Genomic DNA, 15,494 nt, shown 5'->3' on the forward strand with positions numbered 1-15,494 from the left:
GGGCTAGGTGGTGATCCGCATCTCGGCATCCGGGTGCGAGCTGAGCGTGACGATGATCGTGCCGCTACCCGTCGCGAACGTGGTGTTCGCATATCCGATGAAGCCGTAGTGCCCGTCGATGGTCGAAACGGCGGTGATGTCGCTGCTTCCCGAGGCGCCGGTGTCGAGGTTCACCCAATCGGCCGTGACGGTGAGAGAACAGGAGCCGTCGTAGGTGCCGGCGTCGTAGCTGATCGCGACGCGAACCCCGTTCTCGACGCGATCACCGACCTGAACCGGGGTCAATTGAGCCTCGGCGCTGACGCTGCCGGCGCATGTCGGCGAGGCCACCACGGGAACACGATCGAGTTGGGCGAATGGCTGGGCATGGGCCGTCGCCAGCCCCAACCAGGATGCAGCCAGCACAGCGGCCACTGCGCCGGCGGCACGAAGCGAGCTCATGATCGTGTCATCGGCGATCGAGGTGACGGTGTTAGCGGTTTTCTCATTCGTGACCGGTTTTCGAGAAGTTGAAGCGCCGATACGCCCATGATTGAACCCTGAAAAGCCAAACGGTCCTATCCGTCGATTCGATCAGCACGCTGCGGCGCTGGTCGATGCTCGTCATGGCCCTCACTGCGACATTGTGCGCCAACGTGTTCATCAACGGGGCCGCGTTCCTTATCCCTGAGCTGCACCTCGACGGCGAGCTTCATCTCGCACAGGCCGGTCTGCTGTCCGCGATGCCCAGCTTCGGAGTGGCGACGACGATGTACGCGTGGGGCCACGTGGTGGACCGGGTGGGCGAACGGATCGTGCTCACAGCAGGTTTGGCACTTACCGCGGCGGCGGCGTTCGCAGCCGCAGCAGTCGATTCTCTGGTGGCGACGGGGGCGTTTCTACTCCTGGGCGGGATGGCCGCGGCGAGCAACAGTGCCGCCAGCGGCAGACTCGTGGTGGGGTGGTTTCCGCCGAACCGGCGTGGCTTGGCGATGGGGATTCGGCACACGGCATCCCCGCTGGGCGTAGGACTGGGGGCGCTGGTCATCCCCCAACTCGCCCAGCACCACGGTGTCGCCGCGGCGCTGTTGTTTCCCGCGGTGTTGTGCGCGGCGTCGGCGTTGATCAGCGCGACCGGCGTGGTGGACCCGCCGAGGCCACCGCGGTCGGAGGCGCCGACCGAGCATCTGGCCAATCCCTACCGAGGCTCGACGGTGCTGTTGCGGATCCACGCCGTCTCGATGCTGTTGGTGGTGCCGCAGAGCGTGGTGTGGACATTCACCCTGGTCTGGTTGATGGCCGACCGCGGGTGGTCGGCCGCGTCGGCGGGGGTTGTGGTGACCGTCGCGCAACTGCTCGGTGCGGTCGGCCGGGTCGCTGCCGGGCACTGGTCGGACCGTCTTGGTGCGCGGCTCCGCCCGATCCAGATCATCAGTGTCGCCGCCGCGCTCGCCATGTTGGTGTTGGCGGTAACCGACGAGCTGGGCGCTCCGTTGAGTGTCGCCGTAATCGTGATCGCGTCGATGATCACCGTGACCGACAACGGGTTGGCCTACACCGCGATCGCCGAATTCGCCGGACCGTTCTGGAGTGGGCGCGCGCTCGGCGTTCAGTACACCGGTCAGATGGTGACGATGGGCGCTACGCCGCCGGTGTTCGGCGCGCTGATCGCGGCCGTCGGCTATCCGGTGGCCTTCGCGGCGTCGGCCATCTTCCCGCTCGTCGCACCACTTCTGGTTCCTGTCCATGCCGACCGGGAGATCGCCGACCGCGGCTGACCGAGCGGGCAGGGCTGGGTCGTGTTCGCAAAGTGCGCACGCGCGAGCCTATTTCGTGAGGACCCGGCCGTTTCGGCTGCTCCGGATTCGCTGGTCGTCGATGCCGAGACGGTCGGCGGGATACTGATGGTCGAGACGGCCCGCCCCGTCTTAGGTGGCGGTGCGTCCGCCGTCTGCGGGCAGGATTGCGCCGTGGATGAAGCTGGCTTGGTCGCTGGCGAGATAGGCGATCGCTTCGGCGATTTCGTCGGGAGTAGCCGTGCGGCGCGCCGGCGCCTGGCGCATCATCTTGTTGAGCCCGTCTTCACCGAAGACCGCTTTGGCGTTGTCGGTCAGGGTGGGCCCCGGGGCCACGGCGTTGACCCGCACACCGTGGGGCCCGTATTCGGCAGCCCAACACTTGGTCAGGTGATTCAGCGCGGCCTTGCTCGATGCGTACACCGCCGAACCGGCGGTGCCGAATGAGGCGACCATCGTTGTGACATTTACGATCACGCCCCGCCCCCGTGCAGCCATGGCTGGGGCCAGGGCGGCCACCAGATAGAACGGCGCTTTGACGTTGAGTGCGTAACAGGCGTCGAAATCTGGTTCCGGAACCGCTGCAGTGGCTCCGAACACGCCAATCGCCGCATTGTTGATCAGAATGTCGACCCGCCCAGCGACCTCAACGGCGTGTGCGGCCAACGCCTGGCACTGGTCGGAGTCGGTCAATGTGGCGCTCAGAAAGTCGGCGGCACCCCCGGCTGCGCGTATCTCCGCGACGACGCGGTTCCCGCGTTCCAGATCTTGTCCGGAAGCTAAGACGTAAGCGCCGCGCTGGGCCATCAACTTCGCAGTGGCCTCACCGATCCCTCTCGTAGCACCGGTCACCAAAGCCACATTCCCCGCGAAAGACACGCCCTTGAGCATAAGAGCGGCTTCGAGCGACGGGCACCACTACCAATCGACCCATGGCGCTGTGACGCCGGCAGGCCGGGTGCCGGGACCTCTCCGAGATAAGGGGTTCCGGCACCACGACCGTGTCCGGCGTCAGCTCGCGAGCAGTTCGTCGATCTGATTGATCGCCTGCGCCGTGCCCTCTTCGACGCCCATCTCGAGCACCTTCTGCAGGCCTTCGGCCGACTCGTATGTGCTGACGTAGGTCGCCCTGGTTGAGCCGTCGCCGATCGCCTCGAAGGTGTAGACACTGTGCGCGACCGGCATGTCGCTCGCCGGCTTGAGGTCGTCGTCGGCGAATCCGTCTTCGAAACTGAAGCTGCGCGGCTCATCGACGGCCGTGACCTTCCAGTACCCGCCGTATTTCTCGCCCTCGGGTCCGGTCATGTAGTAGGTGACAGTGCCGCCTGGCGTGAGCGCATGCTCGACGACGGTGGCGGGGTAACCCGGTGGGCCCCAGACCTTCTCGAGTTGCCGAGGGTCGGCGTAGATCTGCCAGACCCGCTCGACGGGCGCCGCGAACTCCGCGGTGATCGTCAAGGTGCGGTCGTCGATGTTCTTGCTGATGTTGGTGACAGGCATGGTTATTCCTCGCTGAGTAGGTCGTCAATGCGAGCGATGCGACCGCGCCAGACGTCCTCGAGCTCTGTGAGCATCGAGGCGACCGACCGCACCGCCTCCACATCACCACTCGCCAGTTGCTCTCGCCCCTGACGACGCTTGGAGATCAGGCCTGCCTTCTCCAGCACGGCGACGTGCTTCTGCACCGCGGCGAAGCTCATGTCGTACTGCGCCGCGAGCGCCGTGACCGAATGCTCCCCGGCCAGCACCCGACGGAGAATGTCTCGCCGAGTGCGGTCGGCCAAGGCGTGGAAGAACGCGTCCGCTCTGTCCTCGTCCTGGTCGGTCACCATCAGTAATATACAACCGATTGGTTGTATGTTGTCAACCGTGTTAGCGCCAATGCCCGGCGTGCGCCGCGGTCGGCGACGTTGCGACAAGATGGGGTGGTGAATCCGCTGGAGCAGTTGACCGTCGAGCAGCTGCGCCGGCGGACCAGCATGAAGTGGCGGACGCATCCTGCAGATGTGTTGCCACTATGGGTCGCGGAGATGGACGTGCCCTTGGCCGAACCCATCGCCGACGCGCTGAATACGGCAATCGCCTTGGGGGACACCGGGTATCCGAGCGGAGCGGGCGCGTATGCCGAGGCCTTGTCCGGGTTTGCGGCGCGTCGTTGGGGTTGGGACGGACTGGCGGTGCAGAGCGCCGCGCTCGTCCCAGACGTGATGCTGGGCATCGTCGAGGTCCTCAAGCTGATCACCAGGCCCGGCGACGTCGTGGTCGTCAACGCGCCCGTCTATCCGCCGTTCTACGCCTTCGTCACGCACGCCGGCCGCCGCGTCGTCGAGGCGCGGCTGGGTATGGACGGTCGTATCGACCTGGAGTCGTTGGATGCGGCGTTCGGCACGGCCGCCACGGTGAGCGATCGGGTGGTCTACCTGTTGTGCAGTCCCCACAATCCGACCGGCGCCGTGCACTCGGCCGATGAGCTCGCACGCATCGCGACGCTCTCCCGCGATCATGACGTACGCGTTGTTTCCGATGAGATTCATGCGCCATTGGTGTTGGCCGGAGCGGACTTTACGCCGTATCTGAGCGTGGCGGGCGCCGAGGACGCCTTCGCTGTCACGTCGGCCTCCAAGGCGTGGAACCTCGCCGGCCTCAAGGCGGCGGTGGTGGTCGCCGGCCCCGAGGCCGCGGCAGACCTCGACCGGATGCCCGAGGAAGTCAGCCACGGCCCCAGCCACCTCGGCGTCATGGCACACACGGTGGCGTTCAACGAGGGAGAGGCATGGCTCGATGCGCTGCTGGCCGGCCTGTCGGCGAACCGCGACCTGCTAGGCCAACTGATCGCCGAACACCTGCCTCTCGTCGACTACATCCGGCCGCAAGGCACGTACCTGGCCTGGCTCGATTGCCGCCGACTCGACCTTGAGGAGCCCGGTAGCGCCGACGGCCCCGGCATCGTCTCCGACCTCGCCGGCCCGGCGCGGGCGTTTCTCGACCAGGCGCGGGTGGCGCTCAGTTCCGGGCATGTCTTCGGCTCCGGCGGCGCCGGTCACGTCCGGTTGAACTTCGCCACCTCGCAAGCCGTCCTCGCCGAGGCGGTCAAGCGGATGGGCGCGCTCAGCCGGTAAACCCCTCGCCCTTCGTCGATAGGTCGTGGCTCGTGAAGGTCAGCGGGATCTGCCGTCCGCGGGCGATCTTGTTCAGCATCGCGATCCGCTCGCGCGCGGCCGCGCCGGTCTTCTTTCTCTGCTCGCGGATCGGGTTGGACCACGGCAGCTTGTCGGCCACCATCGCGATACGGACGTTGAGTTTGGCGATCTCGGTGAAGATCCGGACTCGGCGTTCGTAGTTGTACCCCAGCGGCTCGAAGAAACTGCCGGCCACCATCGCCTCGATCTGCTGGTAGCCGAACACCGCGCCCGCCGGAACGAGTGCGAGGGTTGCAGTGAGCTGGTTGGCATGGCGAGCCACCAACTTCTTGACGACGCCCGGGAGGGTTTCGGTCAGCGTCGTCAGGTGCGCGGGACCCGCGATCGCGTCGACGAGTTCAGCGCGCCACGGCGACGGGTTGCCGCCCCTGGCCAGCACGTAGTTCAACGACTTGATCAGCTCCAGACCGGTCGGGGAGTAGAGCCGTTCGGGCGCACCCCACAGCCGCCCCGAGTACGACGAGTACTCGGCGAGGTCCTCGAGTTCCTGGCTGGTCAGCTTGCGTCCGAACGCGTGGTCGACAAGGCGTCCGAGCAACATGCCGCTGCCGAATCCCAGCAGTGACGTCACCGGGATCGGCTCACCGAACTTGAGATAGACGTCGTCGCCCCACTTGCGGCGCAACCCGCGACTGGCCAAGCCGTGCATCAACCGCACCCGGATCACATCCTGGAAGGCCCCCGAGTGCCGGTCGAAGATGTCGGGCAGCGTGAACTCCGCGAACACCCGCGCGGTCTCGATGAAGCGACGCGGGCCGTCGTCGGCGAAGCGCCCGGTGGCACCGGTGGATGCCGAGATGTCGCCGGTCATCGCGGTCTCGTAGAACGCCCACCCCTGGATGATCATGGTGGCGGTCTTGGTGGCCGACATCGCCAGCATGCGGCCGCGTTCGGCGGCCTCCAGGTCGAACCGGCTCGGCAGCTGATCGATGTGCTCGAAGAATTCGACGAACTCCCGGGGTGGGTCCTCGAGTGAGTCGATGCCCTGAGTCAGCGCCTGTTCGTACAGCGCGCGGCCCTTCTCGTAGCCCAGCCGCTCGAACGCGTCGACCACGCCGATGATGTGCTCGTCGCCTTGCCAGAAGTAGTCGTCGCGCAGCCGCGTCAGTTCGTTGGGTTCGATCTCTTTGTCGATGTCGATCCACTGGCCGAACATGAACTCGCGCATCTGCCGCCACTGGGCGGCGAAGTGGTCTCGGCCCGGCGGGATGGGGCGCAAGGGCCGATCCGGGTGATCGCGCCGGTTGAATTCGACGTCGTCGAGCCGGATCTCTTGCCGCTCGCCAGTCACAGTCATGTAGCCGAATCCAATCTCATAAGCACAGGACACTGACTTCGACGTTATCGCACGACCTCGAAATATGTGAATGGCGATTCCGTCGTTCACAGCCCCGAAGAGGTCCGACACGCAGCGGTAGGCGTGCGTCTGGCGGAGTTCATCACGTTGTGTCGACACCGTGATCACCGCACGCTCTCAGGTTCCGCGGAGATGTCGGTGGCCCCGTCTACGATTCCTGCGGCACCCTTCTCGGCATCGACACAAAGGACCTGCAGTGAGTTACACCGCCGCCGACATCACCGAACTCGATGATGTCCAGCACACACGCCTGCGGCCGGCGGTGAACCTGGGACTCGACGTGCTCAACACCGCGTTACGTGAGTTGATCGACAACGCCATCGAGGAGGTCGCCGATCCCGGCAACGGTGGATCCACCGTGACGATCACCCTGCACGCGGATGGATCGGTCAGCGTCGCCGACGACGGCCGCGGCCTGCCGGTCGACACCGATCCGGCGACAGGAAAGAACGGCATCGTCAAGACGCTCGGCACCGCGCGGGCCGGCGGGAAGTTCTCCGCGCACACCGATGCTGCGAGCACCGGGGCCGGTCTGAACGGAATCGGCGCCGCCGCAGCGGTATTCATCTCCGCGCGCACCGACGTGACGGTGCACCGGGGCGGCAAGACCTACGTGCAGAGCTTCGGGCGCGGTTACCCGGGGACGTTCGAGGGCAAGGAGTTCGACCCCGACGCCCCGTTCACCCGAGCCGACACCCAGAAACTGCGCGGCACGGGAAACCGCAAGCCCGCCATGCAGGGCACCACCGTTCGCATCCTGTTCGACCGCGCGGTGGTCCCCGACACCAGCGTCGATGTCGGCGAAGTGCTGTTGCGGGCGCATGCCGCCGCCCGGATGTCCCCCGGTGTGCATCTGATCGTGGTCGACGAAGGCTGGCCCGGCGACGACGTGCCCGAGGCGTTTCTCGAACCGTTCAGCGGCCCTTGGGGTACCGACACGCTGCTCGATCTCATGTGCACCGCCGCGGGCACTCCCGCGCCCGACGTCCGCGCCGCGGTCGAGGGTCGCGGCGAGTACACCACCGGTCGCGGACCGACGCCGTTCCGCTGGTCGCTGACCGCGGGCCCGGCCGAGCCGGCGACGGTGGCCGCGTTCTGCAACACCGTGCGGACCCCCGGCGGCGGGTCGCATCTGACGGCCGCGATGAAGGGGCTCTCCGAAGCGCTGGCCGATCGTGCGTCGCGGATGCGGGATCTGGGCTTGGCCAAAGGCGAAGACGGCCCCGAACCACAGGATTTCGCCGCTGTCACCGCACTGGCCGTGGACACTCGCGCACCGGATGTCGCTTGGGACTCGCAGGCCAAGACCGCGGTGTCGTCGCGGTCGCTGAACGTGGCGATGGCCCCGGACGTCGCGCGCAGCGTCACGGTGTGGGCGGCCAACCCGGCCAACGGCGATGCGGTGACCCTGTGGACCAAGCTGGCGCTGGAGTCCGCGCGAGCGCGGCGCAGCGCGGAAGGTGCGAAGGCACGATCACGCGCAGCTTCGAAGGCCAAGGGGCTGGGCACCAATCTGTCGCTGCCACCGAAGCTGCTTCCCAGTCGCGAGACCGGCCGCGGGTCGGGCGCCGAGCTGTTCCTGTGCGAAGGCGATTCGGCGTTGGGCACCATCAAGGCCGCCCGCGACGCCACCTTCCAGGCGGCGTTCCCGCTGAAAGGCAAGCCGCCCAACGTGTATGGGTTCGCGCTGAGCAAGGCGCGGTCCAAAGACGAGTTCGACTCCATCGAGCGCATCCTGGGCTGCGGTGTGCGGGACAACTGCGACCCGGAACTGTGCCGCTACGACCGGATTCTGTTCGCCTCCGACGCCGACCCCGACGGCGGCAACATCAACTCCAGCCTGATCTCGATGTTCCTCGACTTCTACCGTCCACTGGTCGAGGCGGGGATGGTGTACGTCACGCTGCCGCCGTTGTTCGTGGTCAAAACCGCCAGCGAGCGCATTTACTGCCAGGACGAATCCGAGCGCGATGCGGCCGTGGCCAAGCTGAAGGCCGCTTCGAAGGGCCGGGTCGAAGTGCAGCGCAACAAGGGGCTCGGCGAGATGGACGCCGACGACTTCTGGAACACGGTCCTGGACCCCCAGCGGCGCACCGTTATTCGCGTCCACCCCGACGACGGTGAGAAGAAGTTGCACCACACGTTGTTCGGTGGGCCGCCCGAGGGCCGGCGCACGTGGATGGCCGAGATCGCCGCGCGCGTCGACACCAATTCCCTGGACCTCGACTAAGACCTAGGCAGATACCGTGACCGCCACCCTGGACATTCCCGAGCAGAACCCCGACCTGGTCGTCGACCAGAGCGCCGACGACTACTGGAACCTCTATCAGCTGACGTTCGCGCTCTACAGCGTCAGCGACCGTGCGATCCCATCGGCCTACGACGGTCTCAAGCCGGGTCAGCGTCGTCTGCTCTACCAGATGCACGAGTCGAAACTGCAACCCGGTAACAAGCCGCAGAAATCGTCGAAGATCTGCTCCGCGGTCACAGGCAACCTCCACCCGCATGGCGGCACTTCGATGTACGGCGCTGCAGCGCTGATGGCCGCCGAATTCCAGCGTGTGAAAGTCATTGACGGACAAGGTGCTTTCCCCCGTATCCAGGGCGACATCCCCGCCGCCGACCGCTACACCGAGATGCGGTTGTCGGCACCAGGCGCCGCGCTGACCGCTGAACTCGACAGCCACGCAGTGCCCATGGTGTCGACGTTCGACGGCGAGTGGATCGAGCCGACGGTGCTGCCGGCCCAGTGGCCGGTGCTGTTGTGCAATGGGGCCGTCGGCATTGCCGAGGGGTGGGCCACCAAGGTGCCTGCCCACAATCCGCGCGAGATCATGGCCGCTTGCCGGGCGCTGCTGAGAACGCCGAACATGACCGACGACCGGCTGGTCAAGCTGATTCCGGGTCCAGACTGGGGCTGCGGAGCGTCTGTGGTCGGGACCGCGGGCCTGCGTGAGTACATCACCACCGGGCGGGGCCAGTTCACCGTGCGGGGCACGCTCTCGGTCGACGGGAAGAACGTCCTCATCACCGAACTGCCGCCTGGCGTGGCGAGCAACACGGTGCAGGAACGCATTCGGGCCCTGGTCGAGTCCGGGGAGCTCGCTGGTGTGGCGGACATGTCCGATCTGACCGACCGCCGCAACGGGCTGCGCATCGTCGTCACCGCCAAACGCGGCCACAGCGCCGAACAGATCCGCGATCAGCTGCTGGCCCTGACACCGCTGGAGTCGACCTTCGCCGCAAGCCTCGTCGCCCTCGATGAGAACCGCGTCCCGCGGTGGTGGTCGGTGCGCGAGTTGATCAAAGCGTTTCTCTCGCTGCGTGATTCGGTGGTGTTGCACCGCAGTGAGTACCGGCTGGAGAAGGTCACGGCGCGACGTCATCTGGTGGCGGGTCTGATGACCATTCACCTCGACATCGACGCCGCCGTGGCGGTGATCCGTGGCTCCGAGACCGTCGACGAAGCCCGCCAAGGGCTGCAGGACCGGTTCAAGATCGATGCCGTTCAGGCCGACTATGTGCTGGCACTGCAGTTGCGCCGCCTGACCAAACTCGACGTCATCGAGCTGCGGGCCGAGGCCGAGAAGCTGGACACGGAGTTCGCCGAACTCACCGAGCTGGTGTCGAATCCGGATGCGCGTCGGAAGGTCATCGACAAGGAACTCGTGGAGACGGCGAAGCTGTTCAAGGGCCCGGAGTTCGATCGTCGCACCGTCTTGGACTTCGAGGCCGCGCCAGTCACCTCCAACGGCGGTGACGACGGGCCCCGTGAGCGAAAGGTCAATACCGCGTGGCGGCTCGACGACCGCGGCGTGTTCTCCGACAGCCACGGCGAGTTGCTCACCTCAGGGCTGGGTTGGGCAGTGTGGACCGACGGCCGGGTGAAATTCACCGCCGGTGGGGGTCTGCCGTACAAGGTTCGCGACATCCCCGTCGCCCCGGATATCACCGGGCTGGTGCGCTCGGGTGTGCTGCCGGACGGTTACCACCTGGCGTTGGTGACCCGACGCGGAAAAGTCCTGCGCATCGACCCGGCGGCAGTCAACCCTCAGGGTGTTGCCGGCAACGGTGTGGCCGGGGTGAAGTTGGCGGGTGACGACGACGAGGTCATCGCCGCGCTGCCCGTCTCGTGCGCCAACGGTGAGGCAATCCTGTCGTTGGCCGAAAAGAGTTGGAAGGTCACCGAAGTCGCCGATATTCCGGTGAAGGGCCGCGGGGGCGCCGGCGTCGGGTTCCATCCGTTCGTCAAGGGTGAAAGCGCGTTGCTTGCGGCGTCGATCTCGGCGACGGGGTTCGTGCGTGGAAAGAGGGCGGTCCGAGCCGAGAATCGGGCCAAGGCGTCGATCAAGGGCTCGGGTCTGGACGTGACGCCGGCCGGATAGCCGAGGGTCACTTTCCTTTACGTGAGCTGCGCGACGTGTTTCGCGCGGCCGTGGCTCGGCAGACCAATGCCACCAGGGAGTCGATCTCCTGGGACGTCAGCGCTCGTCCTTCGAAGAGCGAGACCGACACGGCCGGTGACAGCATCATGTGCAGCACCATCGCCGGATCCACGTCGGCACTCACCTCGCCGCGACCAACGCCCCGCTCGATCATCGCGAGCCATTGCGAGCGATCGTTTCGGAACCAGCCCATCATCGCGTCGTTCAACGACGGATACCGGCCCGAGATCACCGTTGCCATGATGGCGCGCTCCACGGGGTCGGCTGCGAGCGAGGCGAGCTCGGCGATCAGGGACCGGACATCGCTCTCCCATGCCCCGGTGTCCGGGGCGTCGGTGCGATCACGGGTGTGGAACACGAGGGCGTCGTCCAGCAGTGCGGCCGAGGTGGGCCACCACCGATAAATGGTTCCTCTGTTCACCCCCGACCGTGCCGCTACCTCCGCGATCGGAAGCTCCACCTTGCCCGCGGTCAGCAGCTCCAGACATGCGCGCAGCACTGATTCGCGCACGCGCTCGCTGCGTCCGCCGGGGCGGACCCGTTGCCTACCTGCGGGATTCGCGCGCTTGCGGTGCGTTGGCGAGCTCACGGTCCTCAACCCCCGATAACCTTAAATAAACAATCTGTTGTTATTATGCCTGCTGTCCATCGCCGATGTGTTTGGAGGAATGCTGCACACGTCACGAATAGCGGTGCGCCGCGCAGACGTCGCGTGCCGCTGTGCCCGACGCCTCGGAAGGAGCAGCGTTGAGCTCTGATGCCGGATTGAAGATCTCCATGGGTCTGCCGACACTCTTCCCGCACGGGCGCGAGACGGAGCTTGCCTGGTATCGCAAGATCGACGAAGGCCCGTGGTACGGGCTCGTCACCTACGAACGGCTCGTGTACCCGCACAGCTGGTCGGTCGTACCGCAGCTTGCCGCCGCAGCGGCGGTGACGGAGCGCGTGCGGTTGTGGACCGACGTCGTCGCACTGCCCCTGCGAAATCCGGTCCTGTTCGCCAAGGACCTGGCGACCGTAGACGTCCTGTCGGACGGGCGCCTGACGCTGGGGGTCGGCATCGGCGCGTGGGATGAGGATTACCTCGCGGTCGACAGCCCGCTCGAGCGAAAGCGGCAACGCATGGACAGCGCGGTCGCCGCGATGCGCAGCGTGTGGGCTCAGAAGCCCCCCGTCGAGGGACACTTCCCAGTCGGCCCCGCGCCCATCCAGAACGGCGGTATCCCGCTCGTCGCCGGTGTGATCGGCCCGAAGGCACTCGCTCGAGCCGCGCAATGGGCTGTCGGGGTGACCGACCCGGCTCACTCACTGCATTTCGACGCCGAAGCGTTGGCCGCGCAGCGCGAGCGTGTCATTCAGGCGTGGCAGGCCGCGGGCAGGACGGATCGGCCACACTTCTCCGCGCCGGTCTGGTTCGCGCTCGGCCCAGACCCGGAGCACCAACTCCAGGAGCACGTGAAGGACTTCTGGGAGCAAGAGGTCGGCTCTATCGGAGACGACGCCTCCACATACTTGACGCCTCCAGGCGCAGGGACGTTCAACTGCGGAGCGTCCGGACTGCTCGCCGCCGTCAACGGCGCGCGAGAGGCGGGGCTCGACGAGCTCAGGCTCATCCCGTCCACCACCGACCCCGATGAAATCGACCGGGCACGCGATGTGCTTGGGATCTGATCCGGCCGCGCGTTCGACGGGGCATGTCAAGAATCCGGGCTGGCCGGTAACGGCGGAGCATCGAATTTGACACTGCCCCTGCGTGCCTCCCGAATCACAGGCGTCTCATAGTTAACATCACGCCGTGCAGGTATCCCGGCGTGACGCACTGCGCTACGCCGCCACGGTGTCCGCACTGGCCGGACTCGGTGCGGCATCAGCGGGTAGGCACGCGCCGAGGGCCGAGGCCGCCCGCCCCACGCTGATCGACTATGCGATGCGCCAGATTCCGGCGCAGGACATTCGGGCTGCCGGCCACTCCGGCGTCATCAACTACGTGTCGACCTCACGACCCGGCTCCTCGTTCGGCGCCAAGCCGATCACCCTGCCTTACGCCAAGACGCTGGCCGCGGCGGGTTTGGTGATCGTCAGCAACTACCAGTACGGCAAACCGGGCGGGACCGCGCCATCGGACTTCACCCGCGGGTACGCCGGTGGCGTCGCCGACGCGAAAACCGGCTGGCACCTGCACACCGCCGCCGGCGGCGGACGCACCGCGCCGATCTTCTTCAGCGTCGACGACGACATCGACCGCCAGACCTGGAATAACCTGGCGCTGCCGTGGTTCCGCGGTATCAACTCGGTCATCGGTGTGCAGCGCACCGGCATCTACGCCGGTATCCGACCGTGCCAGTGGGCCGCTGCCGACGGGGTCATCGGCAGATCAGGCTCCGCTGGCCACGTCTGGGCCTGGCAGACCCGGTCCTGGTCGAACGGACAGCTCTACCCCGCCGCGGTTCTCTACCAACGCATCATCGACACGGCCTCGAACCCCGGACCGGTGGTCGGCGGCATCCGCGTCGACGTCAACGACGTGCTGGCCCAGGACTGCGGCCAGTGGAATCTGCACCCGTGACCGATGGCGGTCAGCGGCGTGGTGTCGTGGTGACGTGCACGTGGTCGTAGTGGCCGTAGCCTGAGCCCGCCGGACCGCTCGGCGTGTAATACGTGCCGCGCCAGATCACGTCCTGTAACCCGAATCGGCTCGAGTTGCTCAGCATGAAGTCGCGGATCGCGTCGCCGAGCGCGATGCCCTCGGCACTCTCGGGATTGGGGATCATGATGTCGATCGCCAACCCGCTCGGATGCCACGGCTTGGAGTCGGGCCGAACGCCGTCGATGTCGGCGATCTGGGGGAATCTTGCGCTGATGGCGCGGGCGGCGAGCACGGTGTTGACCTGTAGGCCCGCCTCGTTCGCGACGCCGGCGGGCAACGCCTCCGGGACGTCGACGCGGGCGGCCGCCAGAGCTTGAGCAGGGTCCACGGGCGGCTGGCCGGGCAACGCGAGGATCGCCGGGTCTGGCGGGGCGGGCGCAGCGGGCGGCGGAGGCGGTGGTGCTGCTGGCGGGACGGCGTTGTCGACGACCGCTTGCTGTTGCGGTGTCAACGCCGCGTACTGCGCCTCCGCAGCCGCGATCTTGCGCAGCAGATCATTCCATTTGGCCTGCAGGTCCGCGCGCACCGCGGCGGCCTGCTCGGTCGCAGCGCGGGCGTCGGCGGCCGACTTCTCGGACGCCTGCGCGGCCGACCCCGCGCGGTCACGCTTTGCGTGGTACGTCTTCATTTGCTCAGCGGTCGTGGCGCCGACCACCCGCTGCAGCGACAGCTTGTCGAGCAACTGCTGCGGCGAAGACGCGGTCAGCAGCGCCGCCGCCTGACCGTTGCGGCCACTCATGTAGTCCATCGCCGCAATGCGGTCGACCGCTGCCTGGTAAGGCGCAAGCTCGGCGTTGACGGCGGCAAGGGCATCGAGGTCGGCGCGGTGGCGCTCGTCGGCAGCCTTCTGAGCGGCCTCTTTGGTGTCGACATCGCGCTGCGCCGCCGTGACGGCCTCGCGAGTCTGCAGCGCCTGAGCGGACAACTCGTTGAGCTTGGCCAGCGCGTCGTCCGCCGGGTCCGCATTGACGGCGCCGATCGAGGCGACCAGCACGAGAACTGCGGTTGCAGCACCGCACACCGTTCGTCGGAGTGAGTGGCGCATGCCGGTCACGCGGATTGTCACGATCCTTTTATTGCAGGGACCAACACTTGGTCCGGCCACGTGTGTCTCGGACAGGTTAAGAACTGGCGTCGACAATGTCTACTCGTCCGTCAGTGTGAGCTCTTCCTCCCGCCGGCTTCCGACTCGCGACTGGGATTCCGCGGGGGGGCTCATCGATCCGTCGGTGTTGGGCGCCGTCGCCCGAGCGGGATGCCTCCCTCGGCCGGATCGTCCCCCGGTGTGCCGTCGTGAGCAGCCCGCTGAGTGCACCTCCACCGCAGAGTGGATACCGCAGGTGTGGAGATGCCTCGACTTTGCTGATCGTGTTTATTCAGCGTGGGAGGGGGCATGGGGTTCACCATGAGTCACGCCCCAACTCAAGGCCCGGCGATGGCTCTCTGAACGACACCTGGAGAACGCCTGATGTGCTTGAGGGCAGGATTCCGTGACATCCAGTGCCCGATGGCACCGGGTGTTACCGACCCTGCTAGCCAGAAGCCGACCGTGCAGGCCCGAGGACCGGAGCACACGAGATGAACGTCCGAAAGATTCTGCTTCTTGTAGCCACCTGCCTGGCCGCCACGCTCCTCTTGGCGCCGGGTGCCGCAGCAGTCCCACGGCCGGTGATCCCCGGAGCCGACGCCGCCATCGCCAAGGCCGAAAGCCTGCTCGGGACAGACCAATTCGGTCAGTACGGCTGTGAAGCTCTGGTGGCCTACGCATTCGGGGTGCCGCAAGAGCGATACGGTTGGGACGGCGCTTCTGAGACCATGTACCAAACGCTCCTCGAACAGGGGAAAATCCACACCGACATGAACCCCCCGCGTGGGGCACTCGTCTTCAGCGTGGGATCCATCGGCCCCCATATCGACATCGCGCGCGGGGACGGGACCTACACATCCGGCGGCGTTCAGGGTCTCTCACCGGGATACGGCGACGGGCACAACATCCAAATCCTGCCCAGCCCCAATGTGGCAAACGACTGGACCTACCGGGGCTGGAGTCTGGGCTACCCGGAGTAAGCC

14 protein-coding genes are annotated in these 15,494 nt (G+C 66.7%); 7 read left to right on the forward strand and 7 right to left on the reverse strand.

Going from position 1 to position 15,494, the window contains the following annotated elements; all coding sequences use genetic code 11:
• Nucleotides 1–3: 3 nt before the first annotated feature.
• Nucleotides 4–441, reverse strand: coding sequence for a hypothetical protein (locus A5759_RS05725; protein ID WP_068194971.1), 438 nt, complete (start codon nucleotides 439–441; stop codon nucleotides 4–6).
• A gap of 164 nt (nucleotides 442–605) precedes the next feature.
• On the opposite strand from A5759_RS05725, the gene A5759_RS05730 reads away from it, so the two are divergent.
• On the forward strand, nucleotides 606–1,757 hold the full coding sequence (locus A5759_RS05730) for an MFS transporter (RefSeq protein ID WP_231984560.1): 1,152 nt from the start codon (nucleotides 606–608) through the stop codon (nucleotides 1,755–1,757).
• Between the two features lie 150 nt (nucleotides 1,758–1,907).
• On the opposite strand, the gene A5759_RS05735 is transcribed toward A5759_RS05730, so the two are convergent.
• The 3 genes from A5759_RS05735 to A5759_RS05745 form a co-directional block, all read right to left on the reverse strand.
• Entirely contained in the window at nucleotides 1,908–2,654 is a 747-nt protein-coding gene (locus A5759_RS05735) for an SDR family NAD(P)-dependent oxidoreductase (protein ID WP_231984561.1), read from the reverse strand.
• A 132-nt stretch (nucleotides 2,655–2,786) separates the two neighbouring features.
• The gene (locus A5759_RS05740; RefSeq protein ID WP_068194978.1) at nucleotides 2,787–3,275 is read right to left on the reverse strand and encodes an SRPBCC domain-containing protein; all 489 of its coding nucleotides are present in this window, start codon (nucleotides 3,273–3,275) and stop codon (nucleotides 2,787–2,789) included.
• A 2-nt stretch (nucleotides 3,276–3,277) separates the two neighbouring features.
• Nucleotides 3,278–3,607 (reverse strand): helix-turn-helix transcriptional regulator, encoded by a 330-nt coding sequence (locus A5759_RS05745; protein WP_066843336.1) that lies wholly within the window; start codon nucleotides 3,605–3,607, stop codon nucleotides 3,278–3,280.
• 147 nt (nucleotides 3,608–3,754) lie between these two features.
• Between A5759_RS05745 and A5759_RS05750 the strand changes: the two genes are divergently transcribed.
• Entirely contained in the window at nucleotides 3,755–4,894 is a 1,140-nt protein-coding gene (locus A5759_RS05750; RefSeq protein ID WP_082962010.1) for a MalY/PatB family protein, read from the forward strand.
• On the opposite strand, the gene A5759_RS05755 is transcribed toward A5759_RS05750, so the two are convergent.
• Nucleotides 4,884–6,272, reverse strand: coding sequence for an oxygenase MpaB family protein (locus A5759_RS05755; RefSeq protein WP_068195214.1), 1,389 nt, complete (start codon nucleotides 6,270–6,272; stop codon nucleotides 4,884–4,886). The genes A5759_RS05750 and A5759_RS05755 overlap by 11 nt on opposite strands.
• 256 nt (nucleotides 6,273–6,528) lie before the next feature.
• Here A5759_RS05755 and A5759_RS05760 point away from each other — a divergent pair, with 256 nt between their 5' ends.
• Complete coding sequence (locus tag A5759_RS05760; RefSeq protein ID WP_068194985.1) at nucleotides 6,529–8,562, forward strand: toprim domain-containing protein; 2,034 nt, start codon at nucleotides 6,529–6,531, stop codon at nucleotides 8,560–8,562.
• A 16-nt stretch (nucleotides 8,563–8,578) separates the two neighbouring features.
• A complete protein-coding gene (locus A5759_RS05765) occupies nucleotides 8,579–10,717 on the forward strand; it encodes a DNA gyrase subunit A (RefSeq protein WP_068194988.1) in 2,139 nt (712 codons plus the stop codon).
• 7 nt (nucleotides 10,718–10,724) lie between these two features.
• Here A5759_RS05765 and A5759_RS05770 read toward each other — a convergent pair whose 3' ends face one another.
• The gene (locus A5759_RS05770; RefSeq protein ID WP_068194991.1) at nucleotides 10,725–11,366 is read right to left on the reverse strand and encodes a TetR/AcrR family transcriptional regulator; all 642 of its coding nucleotides are present in this window, start codon (nucleotides 11,364–11,366) and stop codon (nucleotides 10,725–10,727) included.
• Between the two features lie 158 nt (nucleotides 11,367–11,524).
• Here A5759_RS05770 and A5759_RS05775 point away from each other — a divergent pair, with 158 nt between their 5' ends.
• Complete coding sequence (locus tag A5759_RS05775; RefSeq protein ID WP_156616824.1) at nucleotides 11,525–12,448, forward strand: LLM class flavin-dependent oxidoreductase; 924 nt, start codon at nucleotides 11,525–11,527, stop codon at nucleotides 12,446–12,448.
• Between the two features lie 124 nt (nucleotides 12,449–12,572).
• A complete protein-coding gene (locus A5759_RS05780) occupies nucleotides 12,573–13,343 on the forward strand; it encodes a DUF1906 domain-containing protein (RefSeq protein WP_068194998.1) in 771 nt (256 codons plus the stop codon).
• 10 nt (nucleotides 13,344–13,353) lie between these two features.
• Here A5759_RS05780 and A5759_RS05785 read toward each other — a convergent pair whose 3' ends face one another.
• Nucleotides 13,354–14,478 carry a glycoside hydrolase gene (locus A5759_RS05785; protein ID WP_068195000.1) on the reverse strand — a complete coding sequence of 375 codons (1,125 nt, stop codon included), beginning with the start codon at nucleotides 14,476–14,478 and terminating at the stop codon, nucleotides 13,354–13,356.
• A gap of 524 nt (nucleotides 14,479–15,002) precedes the next feature.
• Between A5759_RS05785 and A5759_RS05790 the strand changes: the two genes are divergently transcribed.
• Nucleotides 15,003–15,491 carry a hypothetical protein gene (locus A5759_RS05790; RefSeq protein ID WP_068195003.1) on the forward strand — a complete coding sequence of 163 codons (489 nt, stop codon included), beginning with the start codon at nucleotides 15,003–15,005 and terminating at the stop codon, nucleotides 15,489–15,491.
• Nucleotides 15,492–15,494: the final 3 nt, after the last annotated feature.

The organism is Mycobacterium sp. 852014-52144_SCH5372336, from assembly GCF_001665615.1.
GTDB classification, from domain to species: domain Bacteria; phylum Actinomycetota; class Actinomycetes; order Mycobacteriales; family Mycobacteriaceae; genus Mycobacterium; species Mycobacterium neumannii_A.

Excerpts from the sequence above, each read along its gene's own strand:
- A5759_RS05725 (WP_068194971.1), bottom strand. The coding sequence starts at position 441 with ATGAGCTCGCTTCGTGCCGCCGGCGCAGTGGCCGCTGTGCTGGCTGCA.
- A5759_RS05730 (WP_231984560.1), top strand. The coding sequence starts at position 606 with ATGGCCCTCACTGCGACATTGTGCGCCAACGTGTTCATCAACGGGGCC.
- A5759_RS05740 (WP_068194978.1), bottom strand. The coding sequence starts at position 3,275 with ATGCCTGTCACCAACATCAGCAAGAACATCGACGACCGCACCTTGACG.
- A5759_RS05745 (WP_066843336.1), bottom strand. The coding sequence starts at position 3,607 with ATGGTGACCGACCAGGACGAGGACAGAGCGGACGCGTTCTTCCACGCC.
- A5759_RS05750 (WP_082962010.1), top strand. The coding sequence starts at position 3,755 with ATGAAGTGGCGGACGCATCCTGCAGATGTGTTGCCACTATGGGTCGCG.
- A5759_RS05755 (WP_068195214.1), bottom strand. The coding sequence starts at position 6,272 with ATGACTGTGACTGGCGAGCGGCAAGAGATCCGGCTCGACGACGTCGAA.
- A5759_RS05790 (WP_068195003.1), top strand. The coding sequence starts at position 15,003 with ATGAACGTCCGAAAGATTCTGCTTCTTGTAGCCACCTGCCTGGCCGCC.